Raw genomic sequence first — 17339 nt, forward strand, 5'->3', positions numbered from 1 at the left:
GCATCCATCCGGGCATTCATAGAGAAGGCGTTTCCTTTCGGGATGCGCGATCCGCGATCATCATCAATACGAGGCAAAGCAGCCCGAGAATAAGCGCCAGACCTGCCGCGTCGAATGTGCGATAGCTGCCCATGCGCTGCAAGAGGAGATAGGGCAGCGTCAAAAGCGCGTCACTGCCAAACAGGGCAATCGTGCCGAGATCGCCAAGGGAAAGTGCCATGGCAAAGGCGAAGGCCATGCCGAAAGGTTTGCGGATCGAAGGCCAGTCGATGAGCTGGAAACGGCTGATGCCGCGAATGCCCAACTGTGCGCAAAGCCGGTTGTGGCGGCTTGCTGCCGTATCCCACGCGGGGCGTAGAAGACGCACGGCAAAGGGCATGGCCATGGCCGCATTGACGCTGACGACCATAAACGGTGCCATCGCGAACGGATCGGTGAAATGACGAAGCAGGATGAACCAGCCGGCACCGATGACGATAGGCGGCATGACGAGGATCAGGCTGGCACCCGTATCGAAAATACTGGCGACCTTGCTTTTTTTCATCGCTTCACGTGCCGACACAAGCGCAAGTGACAGGATGACCGAGAGCAATGCCGCAGAAAAACCGAGGGCCAGACTGGTGCCAATGGCGCGCCAGACTGTTCTCTCGGTCAGAAGTCGCGCAAGATCTGCGGCGAGGCCGGAGATGACAACGCCGGCAATCGGCAGTGCGACATAGAGGAAACCTATGCCGATGACGATGACGTTCGTAACACGTTCAGCTGTTGACATCTTGCCGTAGCGTCGCGGTGTCGCCGCGTGGGTGAAGCCTTCTTCAGACGGACTACCGGTCATCCGCAGGGCCAGAAGGACCAGCAACGTCAATGCAAGCTGCGTGAAGGTGAGGGCGACCGCGCGACCCGGATCAAAATCGAAATGCAAGCTTTGATAGATTGCGACTTCCAGCGTGGTGGCACGCGGGCCGCCGCCCAGCGTCAGCACAGTTGTGAAACTCGTCACGCAGAGCATGAACAGGAGGCCGATCATGCCCGGCAGATTGCGCCGGATTACGGGCCATTCGATGAGCCGGAAGCGCGCTCCATTGCCCATGCCAAGCTGCGCGGATAGTTTCCAGTAATCGGTTGGTATCGAGTCGTAGCCTGCAAGAATGAGACGGACAGCGAGCGGCATGTTGAAGAAAACATGGGCGATCAATATGCCCGTAATACCGTAAATGTCCGGTTGGAACGGATGTCCTGCGGCTTCTGACAGATGCGCAATGAACCCGTTGCGACCATAGATACTGGTGACGCCGAGCACTGCGACGAGTGCAGGCAGAGCAAGCGGCAGGGCAAACAGGCGCAGAATAAGCCCGCGCCCCGCAAAGCTCGCTTCGGCATAAAGTGCACGGGCGACCGGAACCGCAAACAGCACGGAAAGCAGGCTTGAAGCGATCGCCTGCAGGATCGTGAAGCGCGCAACCCGCCACAGATAGGTGTCGAAATTAACCGCGGCGTCAAAACCACCGCGGCCCGCTTCGAATGCCAGTGCGACAAGCGCACCACCGGCAAGCACGACCAGAAAGACAAGCGCCAGTACGCCCGCAGCCGGTCTGGCGGCGGGTGCGTCTTTCGAGCGGTGCTGTGCCGGGAATGTCGTCATTTACTGGTCGCCGCCAGCCATTCATCGACCCATGACTTCCGGTTCTTGGCTACTTCGTCGGAAGGCAGGAGAAGAGTCTTTTCCGGCTTCGGCATCGCGTCGAAAGCGGCTGGAAGCGGGGTGGATGTCTTGCTCGCTGGATACATCCAGTTGGTTTCAGGAATAACATCCTGAAAGCCGGGGCTGGTCATGAAAGCCAGGAACTTTTGTGCCAGTGGATTTTTCGCACCAGTGGTGGTCTGGGCGGCCAGCTCGATCTGGAGATAATTACCTTCCGGATAGGCCAGAGCCTTATAGCGCTCCGTCTTTTCCGCAATCATGTGATAGGCGGGAGACGTTGTATAGGACAGCACCATCGGCGCTTCACCCTTGGTGAAAAGACCATAGGCTTCCGACCAGCCGGGTGTGACGGTGAGAACACGCTTCTGCAGTTTCTGCCAGGCCGCTTCCGCTTCGTCGCCATAAACCGATTTCATCCAGAGCAACATGCCCAGCCCTGGCGTCGACGTGCGCGGGTCTTGCAGCACGATCTTCTGGGAAGCATCGCCTTCCACCAGTTCTTTCAGGCTCTTGGGCGGATTGGGCAATTTTTCCGAATCGTAAACCACGGCGAAGTAGCCATAATCATAGGGAACGAAGATATTGTCCTTGAACCCGCCCGGAATGCTCACATTGCTTTGGTCGATGCCGCTTGGAGCAAAAAAGCCGGTGGCGCGTGCTTCGGTCGTCAGATTGGTATCGAGACCGAGGACGATATCGGCTTTGGTATTGCCACCTTCAAGCTTCAGGCGGTTGAGCAGCGCGACACCGTCGGCCGAAGCGATCCAGTCCACTTCGCAATCGCATTCCTTCTCGAAGTTTTCCTTGATCTTCGGGCCCGGACCCCATTCGGAAACGAAACTGTCATAGGTATAAACAGTGAGCTTGTCCTTCGCCTGCGCAGAAGGCGTGAAAGCGAGGGCTGTGGAGAATGAAAAGGCCAGCAAAGATAAAAGCCGCATCACGGCACTTCCTTTCTTTTACAACAAGAGGATTGAGCGCCGTTTATGGAGCATCTAATCCCTCCGCCGGTGCAAACCGGATCAGGTTCAGCGGGTTGGCCGGGAATGCGACCTCTCAGCCATCCGCGAAAGCAGACGGCACCCCGTTAGAGCGGTTGCGACAATAATCTTTCGCAACGGGAAGGGCAAGGGAGCGCAATGGCGGCGAATGCAGGCTTCCGGCATGGATTTGCCCGTGTTATGAGCGGCTTATGAGCACATTCGTCATTCTTCTCGGCGGTGATCTGGTCGTGACCGATCGCCTGAAACGCCAAATTGCAGGTGCGCGTATTCTCGCTGCCGATAGCGGGATCAGGCACGCTGCTGCTCTTGGTGTCGAACCGGAACTTTGGCTTGGCGATTTCGATTCGGCTTCTGCTGAGCTTCGCGTGCAATATGGACACGTGCCGCAAAAGAGGTTCCCTGCTGCCAAGGACATGACGGACGGGGAACTGGCCTTCGAGGAGGCCTATATGCGGGGTGCGGATCGGGTGATCCTTTGCGGAGCCTTCGGCGGTCAGCGCACCGATCACACGCTTCTGCATCTGACCATGGCAACAGCGCAGGCTGCAAAAGGGCGGAACGTGCTGTTGTCCAGCGGTTCCGAGGAGGCCTGGCCTTTGCCGCCCGGAGATTATGTTTATGATTTTCCGGACGGGACGCCGTTCAGTGTGATTAATTTCAGCACTATCGAAGGCCTTTCGATCACGAATGCGGAGTGGCCGTTAGATAATGTGACACTGCCATTCGGCTCTTCATGGACAGTTTCCAATGTAGTTCGTGGAACACTTCGCGTTACTGCGAGTTCTGGATTAGCGATACTTATCGCCAACTTGGCGATGGAGGAAACACCGCTCCGGGGCCGATAACCTTATCAATCGAAAGAGCTTGACGCTGGCAGGCGAAACGTATTGTAAATGGGCCAAGCGGGTGTCATCTGCTTTACGCCGAAATTGGGGACGCAAAGTCGGTGATTAGTTCAACTCTTGTAGGAGATGTTTCAATGAAGTCACGTCTTACGATGATTGCTGTTGCTGGCGTGCTCGCGTTCTCGACGGCTGCATGCACGACGAATGAACAGCGCACGGCCGGGTACGGCGTTGGTGGCGCAGCACTCGGCGCACTCGCCGGTGGTGCAATTGGCGGCAATGGCCGTGGCGCTCTTGCCGGTGCTGCTATCGGCGGCGTTGCCGGTACGCTCCTTGGTGCAGCCCAGACGCGCAACGGAACGCAGTACTGCCGTTACCGCGATCCTTATGGCCGCGTCTACGAAGCGCCTTGCCAGTAACACTGGGCCAGTGCTGACTGGGCCAGCAATAGCTGGATAAATAAGTTTGCTGACAGGTCGGGGAAACCCGGCCTGTTTGTTTTTCACGGGTCTTTTCGTGCCGTACCATTTGACAGAACGGCTTTTGTCGCGGACAAGCAGGGCGGAATTTTTAACCCTGTTTATCGAAGAGAACCATGGCACCACCGCTCCTTCGCCTCGACGAGATCAAGCTAACCTTCGGAGGCACGCCGCTTCTGGAAGATGCCAGCCTTTCGGTAAGCGAAGGCGATCGCATCGCGCTGGTCGGACGCAATGGTTCGGGTAAATCCACGCTGCTCAAGATCGCCGCCGGTATGGTGGAAGCGACGTCGGGTGAGGTTTTCAAACATCCGGGTGCAACTGTCCGCTATCTCCCGCAGGTGCCGGATATGGATGGCTTTGCCAATGTTCGCGCCTATGTGGAAGCGGGGCTGGGGCCTGCCGATGACCCGCATCGTGTCACTTATCTTCTCGAGCATCTCGGACTAACTGGCGACGAAAAGCCGGATCATCTGTCCGGCGGCGAGGCACGCCGTGCCGCTCTGGCGCGAGTGATCGCGCCGCAGCCCGACGTTCTGCTGCTGGATGAACCAACCAACCATCTGGATCTGACCACCATCGAATGGCTGGAAAGCGAACTGCGCCAGATTCGCTCGGCGATTGTGCTGATCTCGCATGACCGCCGCTTTCTGGAAAATGTCAGCCGGGCGACGGTCTGGCTGGATCGCGGTCTTACGCGTCGTCTGGAGCAGGGCTTTGGCCATTTCGAGGAATGGCGCGACAAGGTGCTGGAAGAGGAAGAGCGCGACCATCACAAGCTGGGGCGGCAGATCGCGCGCGAGGAGCACTGGCTGCGCTACGGGGTCACCGCCCGGCGCAAGCGTAATATGCGCCGTCTCGGCGAACTGCATTCCATGCGTGCCGATTTTCGCAATCATCGCAAGGCACAAGGGACGGCGGTACTGGCGGCAAGCGATACCAAGGAATCCGGCAAGCTGGTGATCGAAGCCAAGGGGTTGAGCAAGGCCTATGGCGAGCGTGTTCTGGTCAAGGATTTTTCGATCCGTGTGCAGCGCGGTGACCGTATCGGTCTCGTTGGACCCAACGGTGCCGGAAAGACCACGCTTCTGTCGCTTCTGACTGGCAAGCTTGCGCCGGATTCCGGAACATTGCGGCTTGGCGTCAATCTCGAAATGGCCGAACTCGACCAGAAGCGCGAAAGTCTCAATCTGGATGAGACATTGGCGCATTATCTGACGGATGGGCGCGGCGAAAGCCTTGTCGTCAACGGCGAGCAGCGGCATGTCGTATCCTATATGAAGGACTTTCTGTTCCAGCCTGAGCAGGCGCGTACCCCCATTCGGGAGCTTTCCGGTGGTGAACGTGCGCGATTGATGCTGGCCCGTGTTTTGGCGCGGCCCGCCAACCTGCTTATCCTCGATGAGCCTACCAACGATCTTGATATGGAAACGCTCGATCTGCTGCAGGAACTGGTCGCAGGTTTTCCCGGCACAGTCATTCTGGTCAGCCACGACCGTGATTTTCTGGATCGCACGGTTACGTCGGTGATTGCGCCGGAAGGTGACGGGCGCTGGCTCGAATATGCAGGCGGCTATGCCGACATGATGGCGCAGCGCAAGGAGCAGGCCTTGAGCCGCCGCTCGGTCAAGGTCTCAGGCGTCCGCAGTGACGAGAAGTCGGAAGAGGACGCGCCACAGCCCAAGCGTGAGGAAAAGCGCAAGCTCTCCTACAAGCAGAAATTCGCGCTCGAAACGCTGCCCGGCAAGATGGACGCTCTCTCGAAGGAAATCGTAGTGCTGGAAGGCAAGCTCGCCGATCCGCAGCTTTATGCCAAGGACCCGGCGCTTTTTGCCAAGACTGCCGATCTTCTTGAGAAGAAGCGCTCCGAAAATGCGGCCATTGAAGAAGAATGGCTGGAGCTGGAAATGCTGCGAGAGGAAATCGAAGGGTAGGGCTACCCTTCGACATAATCTTCGAACTTAACTGCTCGCCTTGTTCAGCAAGGCGATTTCATTGTCGCTGAGTTTCAGTTCGGCTGCGCTAATCAGCTCACCGAGCTGAGCCGAGCGTGTGGCGCTGGCGATAGGGGCTGTGACTGATGGCTGCGCGATGAGCCATGCGATTGCAACCTGCGCAAGCGTGACATCGAGATTTCGTGCTACGTCATCGAGTGCCGCTATGATCCGCGAACCACGATCCGTCAGATATTTTTCGACCGATTTGCCGCGTGCGCTTTGTCCGAGATCGTCAGCAGAACGATATTTCCCGGTCAGGAACCCTGCTGCGAGCGAATAATAGGAAATAACGCCAAGCTCGTTTTCGTGGCAGATTTTCTCCAGCCCATTCTCGAAATCTGCTCGATCATACAGATTATAAAGCGGCTGCAGGCTTTCATAGCGCGGCAGATTGTTGGTCCGGGCGACATCAAGCGCTTCAGTCAGTCGCTCAGGCGTGAGATTGGACGCACCGATGGCGCGCACTTTGCCTGCGTCGATCAGCTCTTTATAGGTGCCGAGCACATCTTCGAACGGTGTTTCGGGATCGTCCCAGTGCGATTGATAGAGATCGATATAATCCGTCTGCAGCCGTTTGAGGGAGGCATCGACCGCTTTGCGGATATAGGCCGGGGAAAGACCTTTTTCGTCAGGCCCCATTTCGGAGCCGACCTTGGTGGCAATGACGACTTTGTCGCGCAGGCCGCGAGATTTCAGCCAGTTGCCGATAATGGTTTCGGATTCGCCGCCCACATTTCCGGGCGCCCAGGCGGAATAAGCATCCGCTGTGTCGATGAAATTGAATCCGGCATCGACAAAACGGTCGAGAAGCGAAAAAGATGTCGCTTCATCGACCGTCCATCCAAATACATTGCCACCGAAGCAAAGTGGCGAAACATTGAGTTCGGTACGTCCGAGCTTCCTGAACTCCATAGACCTTATCCCCTTCCTCTGAATACGAATCGCGGACGATCCGTCGGGTTTCGATTTCGGGAAGAAGGAAGGCTCCGGGAAGAGCCGAAATCAGCTCATGCCAAGCGCATCCATATAAAGCTGCAGCATGGCTTCTTCTTCCTGACGTTCATGGTCTTCTTTTTTACGCAGACGAATAATGGTCCTCACGACCTTGCTGTCAAACCCCGAGCCCTTCAATTCCGCGTAAACTTCCTTGATATCGTCATTTTCAAACTACGGAGAAGTTGCTTACCGCTGATGCTCTAGCAAAATAAGCGTCCGTCGACTAGACGGACACCGTTTCAATAATTGAGGGCAAGCCATTCGGACTATGCTTCTCACTAAACGGCCGGATGGCTTACCCTCAATTAAAGGATAGAGTCGGGCGGTAGCCCGTCCGCTGCTGCGAAGCAGCGTTTCGGACCCAACCGTAGCGAAGCGCAGGGTGGGCTTTGAAAGTGGCGGAAGGAGCTTGCATCGCTCGCTGGTATTGTTGGTTGTGGCACCTTTTCAAAAAGAAATTTCCGGCGGTGGTTGTGGCGGATAATCCGATGAAAATTCCTGATTATTTTTTTATAATGCCTTAATCGTGCAATATATAATGAATCATTTTTAATATTATAATTTTATTATTTCCATATCGTAATATTTTAAAGATAAAAAAACATTGAATATGCCTAATATTATTTTTTGATGCTAAAATCAGAATTTAATATTGATTTACTGCGATATAAATAAGAGTAAATGGATAATTGTTCTTGCTTTACTGTACTGTGCAAGCTTAGTGTTAAGCCGAACTTTCTCGAAAATTTTCCGGAAGGCGAAGAGCTAATGGAATATGCGGCGAGGGCAGGTACGGGTGAACTAAGAGGGGCCAAGCCGATTTATGATGGTCCGAAGGTAAAGATCGTGAGAACAGATGTACCGCCGTTCGCGCCGTATCAACCGATCATAGTCGATAGGTACGGACGGATGATGGTGGGGCCTACTGACTTTCTAAGGGTGAAGAGAAAAGCAAGTCGTACAAACTCTGCGGAGGCGATTCACCAAACCGGTCGACAATTAGTGGATGTGCTATTCGTGGTGGCCAACTCCAATGATGGAGATGGTGTCGCACTAAAGTCGCTCTCAGATCAATTTCTCGAACGCCTTAAGAGCCATTTTACGGGTCCTAAGCTTTCCCAGAACAAAGCTACCGGATGCAGAGGAGTAACGAACGAGGTCTGGAATGCCAACCTATCTGTCTTTCTCCAGTATCTGTTATATTGCGAGAAAAGAGGCTTGGTCCAAGGTCTAATTGGAGTTCGCGATAGTCAACGGCGCTACAATATCGAGCTAGAAGAGTGCGACCCCTTTCCGGTTCACAGGCTAGTTTCGGATAAAATCGAGCCCGATGAGGTGGTTATACCCGACGAGACTGCATTTGACGCGGTTCTGGCTGCACGCGAAGAAATGTTTGCAGACCCAGTAATCCGCAGACGCAACACATTAATTTCCTTGGTTATGGACGAAGGCTTGAGGCGTTGGGAAGCTGTGACTTTGCCTATACAGGCGATCCCACCTACAGCTAAAGTTGAGGCATTACGCGCTGCTGCGAAATCTTCCGGCATTCCTAAACCTGTTCCAATAAAAGTGATCGGCGGGAAGACAGGAAGGGTGCGTGTCGTCAATTTTTCTTTGAGCCTAGTGGAAAGGATCAGAGATTTCATTGACGATGATAGACCGGCGCTCCGACCTGCGATGGGTGAGCGTGCTATATTCGTGTCGAGCCGCAATGGAAAACAGCTTCATCCTCAGACTATAACCAACCAATACTGTGTGGCGCGCAAGAAAGCTATAACGACAGCTCGTAATGAAGGGGGCGGCTCCATTGAAATAGGCGATATGTTGCGCGTCCATCCACACGTTCACCGGCATCGCTGCGTCACCGATACAATGACATCACTGTTGGAGAATGGCATCGACCCTTTGCACGCGATGCTGGACGTGATGACAAATGCTGGGATGAGTCTTTCTACAATAACCCGCTATCTCCACTTAGGACAACGAAGGCGAAAGTCGGTCTTGGTGAAGCAGGGGCATGTGGATAAGCTTAGGGATGACGTGGTCCTTGAGCGCTTGAGGGCTTTGGATGAAACAAAACTCCGAATGATTTCGCGTGGTCGGATAGGGAGAAGGTGATGGTGCGAAGACGCTCATCCCCAATTGACCTTTTCGTAACCGAGATGCCCACTTCCCTCAATACGGGGAGTAGGTTTCCGCTCCGCGTTCACTCACCAACTCATAGTCGTCCAGGTCGCCCGGTTCATTTTAACCTCGCGATCTTGAAGGGGACCGGCGACTTTGGCCGCGTCATCGCTCGTGAGTTCCTAGAATTTGCGAAAGTATATCAGAAGGCAACTGCGGACAGCCATTTGATAGCCTTACGCTCTTTCCTTGTTTCGTTTGTAGGCGAACTTCAGGGTGAAAATACAGAACTGCAATCCGTTACATCAGGCCGATGGAGGCAATTTGCTGCAGTCTGGTTTTATGATCTTAAAAGTGACGCTGCACTCTCTGACATCACCGCTAATGGTTATTTGTCGAGCAATCGAATGTTTTTCAACCATCTCCAAAAGCGGCACATGGTGCCGAAGTTCAGATGGCCAAGCCCAGTACCATGCGCGCGAGGCACCCCCCGCCCCGCTGTATCGAGCGTCAATGCAACCAGCGTTCAAGATGCGCTTTTAAAGTCATGGGATGAGATTGACCGTGCTGCGTGGGCCGAATTGTTGCTCTTGAATGACCTCGCGAGCCCAACGACAGTAAAAAAGAGGAGCTCAATTATCTTGCGCGTGGTGCGACATTATGCGCAAAAAGAAATCAGAAAATGGTGGGGCATATTTCAAGAATCAAAAAAGTTAATTATTGATAATAAATCGTTCGATTTCATAAAATACTGTGAAAAATATGAGTATACTGTTAATGGAGAATTGAAGAGAAAACGGGGATGGAGGGATGAACTTAAATCTCTATCGAATTTACTTGTATATGTTGACCGAAAATTTGACGGTGTCATGCCTGGAAAAAATGACGACCCCCATTTTGTTAAATGTGCATATCACTATCACTCAAATTCGCTCAAGGGGCGCTTTCATCTTGAATATGAGTCTCTTACTTCGCTGCTGACACTCATCCTGCTTGAGAGGCCAAAAATGAACCTAGCCTCTCCATTATCAATGAAACGAAAAGATTTTTCAAAGATTACCGTTGGCGAACATCAGGCAAGATGGACCAAAGCCAGGGCAAAGTATCGCCGTTTGAGTGATGATCTGCCCAGCGGTTGTGCATCCGCTTTGCGTATCGGTAGTAACGCAAACATTACTGCAGCCCAAGCGTTACGCGTTATCGATGTGCTTTCAAGGCCGCTGCAGGCCAAGGCCTTACCGGGTGAGGATGATCAACTCGTGCTGGTCAGGGACACGTTTGACGGGCGGGCAGTTGGCAAGTCGGCGAACCCACAGTGGATAAGCAAGCAATGGATAATGTTTCGCAGCCGGTCAGGGTTACTGTCGGCCTTGGGCTTCACATTGTCGCAGTTCCGTCCAACCGGCGCTATAGGTGAGTTTTTCACGTCGGGAGACATATTTAAAGTCGCTGATTTGCTGGGACAAAAGGACATTAGAATTACCGCAAGGTACATTGACAACTTAGCTGCGGATACTGTCGACGCCGGCGCGGTTCGTCCCGTGCAAGATTCCCTTACAATAGCTTTGGGTCGGAGAACGGGACGATCTTTGCGCGAATTAGGTATCTCTCCGGAGCGGGAGGCACACATTAGGCAGGCCGCGTTTTCGTCTGGCTTTTTAGGGTATAATTTAACCGGGACCCCTGGAGAGGCCAAGGCCAAGGTTGATGCACTCGAAAGCATCTTGTGTGGTAGTAAGTTTTTGATCGTCGAAACGGCCGAGGTGGCGGCCGAAATTATTGCCTTCAAAGAACACATAGTTGCGAATGGAAAAGCGATAAAGGGGACAACCCGTTACGAGGAGTTTTGGCTTCCGCTGATAGCCGTCTGCACACAAATTATCGAATCGATGGCGGCATCCGTGATCAGAGATGCCAAGAAGCTTCTGGCTGAGCGGCCGATATTTTATGGGCCAGTACTCTGATGCAAAAGCCACACACTCTTCCATTAGCTAATTTGCACGGTGAAAGAATACTCGTTCATATCGAACTGCCGCCGGATGTGATCAGCCGACGCGAGGAGACCGTATGGGATCATAAGGAGCATCCAAACAAGCCCAATCGGCTCTCATGGGATCGCCAATTGATCAACGGAAAACTTAGCGATCCCATACGCGCTTCGCTCTTGGAGATGTGCCGCCGATATTATTGTTACCTACGCGTCCTTCGCCCGCGCGTCCTCGACAGAGCGACTGCAATGATGCGCATGAATGTGGTTTTCCAACTAATAGACTGGCTGATATCAATTGGCTGTTCGTCTTTCTCTACGGTTAGCGCCGCCGCTGTTCAAACGTTAGTCGATTCAATCGATAACGGAATAACTGTAGCCCACGGTGAAGAAAAGAAAATTCGGGCGCGTCCAGGAACAGTTCGTGTTGAACTAGCACAAAGCTTCGAGGAACAAAAAAACACACGGCTCACTAAAGCATACCTATCCACGCTTCTCGGAGTTATCCATGAGTTATTCGAACTGTACCGCTTTCCTTTAGAGAATGGCGAGTATGTGCTCAATGACGGCTTTCAGTATTCTCTGTATGACGACTTCGAAGCGGCGCTAACTGATGGTAAGCGAAGGGGCAGTGATCAACAGCAGACGGACGATATCGATGAAGAGGCAGTCTTTGCTTACACCGATGCTGCCTTGCAGTATGTCTTTGACTACTCGGACGAACTGATACAACTGCAGGAGCTTGCTGATGGACTTTCTCCGCCTACCTCATCAAGGGTGAGCCCTGGGGAGCGGATAGCTCTTTTGGCCGAATTGATGGCCGGAGAGGTCCTCAAGGAGGTTAGCCAGCTTCTGCCCGTCGATGGGCCAGCGTACTCTAGAATTGCGCTCTATGTTGGCGTCAACGTAACCTATATTTATCACCCCCGTTTTAAAAGCTTGATACTAGAAACTCTCCGTGTTCGAGAAGGGACAGTGACGGAAAAACATACTTTCGTCCAAAGGTTATCCAAGATCGCGAAATCAAGTCGGCAAAAGGTAAAAAAAACTCCGGTAAGAACGCGGGATGCTGGTCGAAAGATTGGGCTCCCATACAGTGGAAAGCTTACTGGCAGCGCGTCTCCTTGGCCCATCACGACAATAGGGGCATCGCGGCATTCATCTCATAGTCTTGAAGCCGCTATCACCGACCTGTGGACATCAGTCTCAATCATAATATTCGCGTGGCAGGCTGAGCGGACGGGCCAAGTCCTTGATCTTGATGTTGATTGCCTAGAACAGGGGGTAGACGGCTGGTATCTTAAATCGAGAGTTTTCAAGGACCGCAACGATCTGATTGGAAGTGAAACACGCCATGCCTGCCCTGATGTGGTTGTGAAAGCGATTCAACTTGTCATCCGCCTTGGTGCAAAGGCCCGGCAAGAAACTGGTTCAAAAAAACTCTTTCTTCGTGATAACCGACTTCGAGATTCGATTAGCGACCAAACGTCTCTTCGCAATCGGATGGCAGATTTCGGTAAGAGGCATGTGCGTAGCGGCGTTCTGGGCAATATAAAAATCATTCCGCGACATTTCCGGCGCTTTTTCCCGACACTGTGGGTTAACTACTATAGTTTTGGAGGTAGGTTCAGGGCTCTTCAGCGCCATCTCAATCACGCTGACCTGACGACAACCGTGCTCTATTCACGCCGCATTGCCAGACCAGATATCGTCCGCGAATCTCAAACTCGAATGACAACTCGTCTTTTTGGCGAGAGCTTACTTAGTGGTCTCCCGCTCATTGGAGGCGGCCTGAAGAAGGTACAATCGATAATTGCTCGTCTAGATTTCAGGCTTTCCGCACCTGATGACGTTTTACATAAATTAGAGAAGGGCATGAAGAGGGAGGCTATGCGGGTATACCCGCTGCCCTTTGGTTACTGCCTCTGGGACCGACATGCATTCCGTACGGCGCGCTGTCGACAATCCCCCGAACCGGGTACTGGCAAGGAGTGGCCCCCTGTAAATAAAGTCGAGACCGTCTGCGGAGAATGCTTTAACTTTCTGACAACACCTACCTTTGAAACTTTCTGGTCGCAAGCCTATGACCGTCATAAGGCTATGGAAGAAGATATCAGAACCCCTAGAGTTCTAAAGAAACTAGCGCGTAAAGGCAGAAGAATTTCCGAGAAATTTCTGAAGGTGATCCGTGCACAGAAATTATAAAAGACGAAAAATGGACCAAGTTAGTGTCAATTCATCAGAAAAAACAAAGACAGGTCTTGCTCGGAAGAAGGTGGAGGAGCTTTTAGATTTTCTCGTGAGCGTCCAAACTCCAGATGACCTTGCACGTGAACTGGAACGGGGCGTTAAATTCCACTGGGAAGGTCTTAGAAGGAAGGTTCGTTGCGGTACGGATGCGCTTCACGTTAATAACCCAGACCTGTTTTCACTCATTGAAAAAGAGAAGGAGAGAATAGGTAACATCTTGGCGTCAGGTGAAACAAAGAATAAGCGACGCGCGGGCCGAGGAGACAAGATTAGCACGAAGGCTACTGTAGAACTAAGAGGTGCAAAACGATCCATCAAGAAGAAAGATCAAGAGTTGAACGAAGCTCATTTGACTAACATTATGCTGTTGGAAAAGATCGCTCGGCTTGAGAGAGAGCTGTCGCAAAGAGTTGGCTCTTCTTCATAATGGTGAAAACGGTAGGCGGGGTCGTAATAACACTTTTCGAGGCTTACCGAGTGATAAACCCCGAGCAGATCACGGCACCGACCGCCCGAACGTGTCATGTAGAAGAGTGCGTCGAAATTTGCGGTGATACGTGCGATAGCTGGTCGGTACGCAAAAGATGCCGGGGAATGAGGCCGCCCATTGGCGGACCGACTGCCTATCTTGGTTTATGGATTTCAGATCTGGTCGCTACCCTTCTTTCGATTATACACTGTATCTTTGGCGTCCATGTTGCGGTCAGGTTTTAGATGTTCTGTTAAGTACGAATAAGTCGTTGAGAGGTGGCGATGATTTCGGGTTGTCCGTCATATTTGGATTGGGATTTCAGATACCCACAAGGACCGAGGACCTTTTCGGGCGGGGCATTATCCAGTTGCCATAAGAGGCACGGGCATCTGGCTCATGATAAGCGACGTTCTTTTTGCGTTTTGCAAAACAGGTCACCATAGCGGCGAATGCAAAGATCACACGCATGTTTCAAACACTTAGGAGTTGTATTTCATCCAGACGTCGGTCATTTACATACTTATATACGACGGTTGCCACGCCTATAAATTTATACAGTAAGCTGAAAGTAGAGACGAATGCCAATCAGCCACCATCCTAGTTTCAATCGTCCGAAAGCTTCTACTCCTCTGTGGCGTTATACTGACCTTTCAAAGTTTGTTGACCTGATCACCTCCCGTCAGCTTTGGCTTACGAACGCCGAAATTTTATCTTCTGACGACCCATATGAAGGATGGCCTGGGCCAATTCGCTTTCCTCATAGGCTATGGAAGAAACTCGAAGATGTGCCCGAACCTCTACGGAGACAAATTATTGATATCTATGGCAGAGGCGAGGGCAATACCGAAGATTCGGCATTTGCATCTTGGGTCATGCTGGAGGAGCAGAGCTGCATGTATACGCAGTTCGGTCGTCGCAACTACTATATGAATTGTTGGCATGCGGCGTTGCACGAGTCCATTGCTATGTGGAAGATTTATGCATCACCTGGCGCGGGAGTGGCGATAGTCAGCAACGGAGCGAGACTCGAGTCAGCGTTAGCTATGACTTCTCAAGTACTGAACCTTGGCGCGGTACGGTATGAAGATCCAAACGTATTACAAATTGGTGCTTCGAATTCGTTCGACACTCTAATGGTCAAGCGAGTGAGTTATTCGTATGAGCAAGAAGTTAGACTCGTGTATTGGGATACCGAGGATATGCACAACCCTCTGCCTGAATTCTCGTGGAACAAAGAAACAATGCGGTTTGACAATATTGTCGAAGATAATCGTCCCATAAATCCTGGCGTATCATTAAAATGTGATATTGACACTCTAATTGAGCGGGTCCTCATTTCTCCATTTGCACCATCATGGTATAGGGAAATGATCGATAGGCTTAAAAAGCAACTCGGGTTTGAGTTTCCTGTTTTTTCCTCCAATCTACTTGCAACTCCACCATTGGTTCCTTAGGCTATTACTTCGTTCAAAAATTTGTTCGCTCCCGCTGAAAGTGGAATCAGCGTTTGAATACAAATCGATCATTGTTGAAGAAATTTCGGTAAATATATCGCGGGCTGGTTGCCGACGCTCACAGTCGTGAGCGAGCTTAGATAAGGGACGTTCCATGGACGGAGTTTGGGCGAAAAATGCTGTAAACATTTAAATTTCTTGATCAAAGTTTGTTGTATATGGCTGGGCTGAATTTTTTTGGGGGGCTATGGTGAAAAACGAGCGTTTGAAGGCCTTACTAAGCGCAGGATACTTCCCTGAGGAACTACCGCCACCGTTCACAACCGTTGATTTTGCCAAGTATCGAAAATCTATCGGTGCCGCTTGGGCGAGGCTGGAAAACTATCCAAATTATCCGAAAACAAGTCCCGAGAGATTTAGTATTCCAAAAGCCAGCGATTGGCGACGGGAATTAGCAATCGTAAACCCAATTGCCCAGTATCATGTCGCAAAGCTTATCTCGGATGATTGGCAGCAAATTAACAAGCACCTCAGTTCGTGCAGCTTTGGCGTCGAACACATATCGATCAAATCTGGTGAAACTAGAGCAGTGCCGTCGCCCGATTTTAGACTTGTCTCTCTGCGTCATTCAGAGATTTCAGCGATACACAATCATGCGCTTGTGGCCGACATTTCTCGTTTTTATGGCACGCTTTATACCCATGCTATTCCTTGGGCATTACATAAGAAGGTTTGGGCGAAGGACAATCTGAACACTGCGGCGTATGAAGCGTCACTTGGTGCGCGGTTAGACAAAGCTGTTCGCAAAGGACAGGATAACCAAACTATAGGCATCCCAGTTGGGCCGGATACTTCACGCATCATTGCAGAGATTGTTGCTGTTGCAATTGACGCAAGAGTGCAAGAGCAACTTAATCTGGCCGCAGATAGTATTGTCCGGAACGTGGACGATTGGTATATCGGTTTCGACAACGCTGGCTTAGCGGAAGAAGCGATAGCTGTTCTTTCTGCCTCGGCACGCGATTACGAGTTAGAGGTCCACCCTGAGAAGACAAAGGTGGTCAACGCGTTTAGCGAAGTCCAACCTGTTTGGCCTACCGCGATGCGCCAAATTACTATATCTTCGGACTTATTGAATCAGACAAAAACCATTGATCATTTTTTCGCTCAAGCTTTTTATTACGCGTCTATTTACAAAGAACAAAATGTGCTGCGTTTCGCGGTAAGTTTATTGCGAAGTGTAGATATCCTAATGGTCAATTGGCACCAGTTCGAGACTTATCTTCTGAAAATAGCTAGGTCAAACGCAACAACTATCCCAATGGTAGTTCATCTTTTCGCACTTTATGATTCAAAGAATTTCCCAGTGAAGAAGGACCGAGTTGCAAAACTCATCAAAGATGTCATAGCGAGAAGCGGACCGTCCGCTGCTCACTATGAGATTGCGTGGACATTGTTTCTCGCCAAGATGCTCAGAATTACTCTACCAGTGGATTGGGTGCAGCCCGTTACTAGACTTGAAAGTTCTATATGCGCCTTGATACTACTCGACATGCGAGAAATGGGCCTAATCGATGGCGAATTCGATGTATCGCTTTGGACACAAGCGATGACAGTTGAAGGACTTAACTCGAATATGTGGCTAGTGGCTTACGAAGCAGATCTAAAAGGATGGCTTAAGCCTCAGGTTGCTGGATTTAGCCGAGCTCACCCGTACTTCGCCGTATTAAGGGAAAGAAATGTGTCATTTTACGACAAAGAGCGTGAACTGAAAAACGTTCGTCGCAGTAAGCCAAAAAAGCCGTCGGATGCATTTCTTCGACATGTGGCAGCTCTACAAAGTATAGAACCAGACGAACTCGACGCTGAGGAACTGCTGAATGACTGGGTAAACTTTGCCCATTATTACCAAGGTCACTGACATTATTCCCTACCAAATCGTAATGGGTGAATCGACATCGCGCACTGGGTCGTGATGCCGACTTTGCTTCAAATGGCTGCTAGATTACGCAGTAGCGCTCAATAGTGA

Annotated in this window: 12 protein-coding genes, 1 pseudogene and 1 riboswitch; of the genes and pseudogenes, 9 read left to right on the forward strand and 4 right to left on the reverse strand. The window is 51.5% G+C overall.

Annotated elements, in window-relative coordinates:
• Positions 1-16: 16 nt before the first annotated feature.
• On the reverse strand, positions 17-1642 hold the full coding sequence (gene thiP, locus OANT_RS05895) for a thiamine/thiamine pyrophosphate ABC transporter permease ThiP (RefSeq protein WP_012091286.1): 1626 nt from the start codon (positions 1640-1642) through the stop codon (positions 17-19).
• The gene (gene thiB / locus OANT_RS05900; protein ID WP_012091287.1) at positions 1639-2643 is read right to left on the reverse strand and encodes a thiamine ABC transporter substrate binding subunit; all 1005 of its coding nucleotides are present in this window, start codon (positions 2641-2643) and stop codon (positions 1639-1641) included. The genes thiP and thiB overlap by 4 nt, the downstream gene beginning before the upstream one ends.
• Positions 2644-2684: 41 nt before the next feature.
• Positions 2685-2799: riboswitch (TPP riboswitch) on the reverse strand.
• Positions 2800-2894: 95 nt separating this feature from the next.
• On the opposite strand from thiB, the gene OANT_RS05905 reads away from it, so the two are divergent.
• From OANT_RS05905 to OANT_RS05915, 3 genes are all read left to right on the forward strand, one after another.
• The gene (locus tag OANT_RS05905) at positions 2895-3551 is read left to right on the forward strand and encodes a thiamine diphosphokinase (RefSeq protein ID WP_010661430.1); all 657 of its coding nucleotides are present in this window, start codon (positions 2895-2897) and stop codon (positions 3549-3551) included.
• 134 nt (positions 3552-3685) lie between these two features.
• Positions 3686-3970: a YMGG-like glycine zipper-containing protein gene (locus OANT_RS05910; protein WP_010661429.1), complete on the forward strand. Its 285-nt coding sequence runs from the start codon at positions 3686-3688 to the stop codon at positions 3968-3970.
• A 176-nt stretch (positions 3971-4146) separates the two neighbouring features.
• Positions 4147-5964, forward strand: a complete 1818-nt coding sequence (locus OANT_RS05915; RefSeq protein WP_012091288.1) for an ABC-F family ATP-binding cassette domain-containing protein — start codon at positions 4147-4149, stop codon at positions 5962-5964.
• Positions 5965-5991: 27 nt separating this feature from the next.
• On the opposite strand, the gene OANT_RS05920 is transcribed toward OANT_RS05915, so the two are convergent.
• Positions 5992-6939 (reverse strand): aldo/keto reductase, encoded by a 948-nt coding sequence (locus OANT_RS05920; protein ID WP_012091289.1) that lies wholly within the window; start codon positions 6937-6939, stop codon positions 5992-5994.
• 90 nt (positions 6940-7029) lie between these two features.
• Positions 7030-7188: pseudogene (locus tag OANT_RS25405) on the reverse strand (GapR family DNA-binding domain-containing protein); the annotation flags it as partial.
• 603 nt (positions 7189-7791) lie between these two features.
• Between OANT_RS25405 and OANT_RS05925 the strand changes: the two are divergent.
• The 6 genes from OANT_RS05925 (at position 7792) to OANT_RS05950 (ending at position 17231) form a co-directional block, all read left to right on the forward strand.
• Positions 7792-9141 carry a tyrosine-type recombinase/integrase gene (locus OANT_RS05925; protein WP_040129087.1) on the forward strand — a complete coding sequence of 450 codons (1350 nt, stop codon included), beginning with the start codon at positions 7792-7794 and terminating at the stop codon, positions 9139-9141.
• Positions 9142-9284: 143 nt separating this feature from the next.
• Complete coding sequence (locus OANT_RS05930) at positions 9285-11111, forward strand: hypothetical protein (protein WP_144243789.1); 1827 nt, start codon at positions 9285-9287, stop codon at positions 11109-11111.
• On the forward strand, positions 11111-13339 hold the full coding sequence (locus tag OANT_RS05935; RefSeq protein WP_012091292.1) for a hypothetical protein: 2229 nt from the start codon (positions 11111-11113) through the stop codon (positions 13337-13339). The genes OANT_RS05930 and OANT_RS05935 overlap by 1 nt, the downstream gene beginning before the upstream one ends.
• 10 nt (positions 13340-13349) lie before the next feature.
• The gene (locus OANT_RS05940) at positions 13350-13811 is read left to right on the forward strand and encodes a hypothetical protein (protein ID WP_012091293.1); all 462 of its coding nucleotides are present in this window, start codon (positions 13350-13352) and stop codon (positions 13809-13811) included.
• A 623-nt stretch (positions 13812-14434) separates the two neighbouring features.
• The gene (locus tag OANT_RS05945) at positions 14435-15310 is read left to right on the forward strand and encodes a DUF2971 domain-containing protein (protein ID WP_012091294.1); all 876 of its coding nucleotides are present in this window, start codon (positions 14435-14437) and stop codon (positions 15308-15310) included.
• Positions 15311-15557: 247 nt separating this feature from the next.
• The gene (locus tag OANT_RS05950) at positions 15558-17231 is read left to right on the forward strand and encodes an RNA-directed DNA polymerase (RefSeq protein ID WP_012091295.1); all 1674 of its coding nucleotides are present in this window, start codon (positions 15558-15560) and stop codon (positions 17229-17231) included.
• Positions 17232-17339: the final 108 nt, after the last annotated feature.

This window comes from Brucella anthropi ATCC 49188, from assembly GCF_000017405.1.
Classification (GTDB): Bacteria; Pseudomonadota; Alphaproteobacteria; order Rhizobiales; family Rhizobiaceae; genus Brucella; species Brucella anthropi.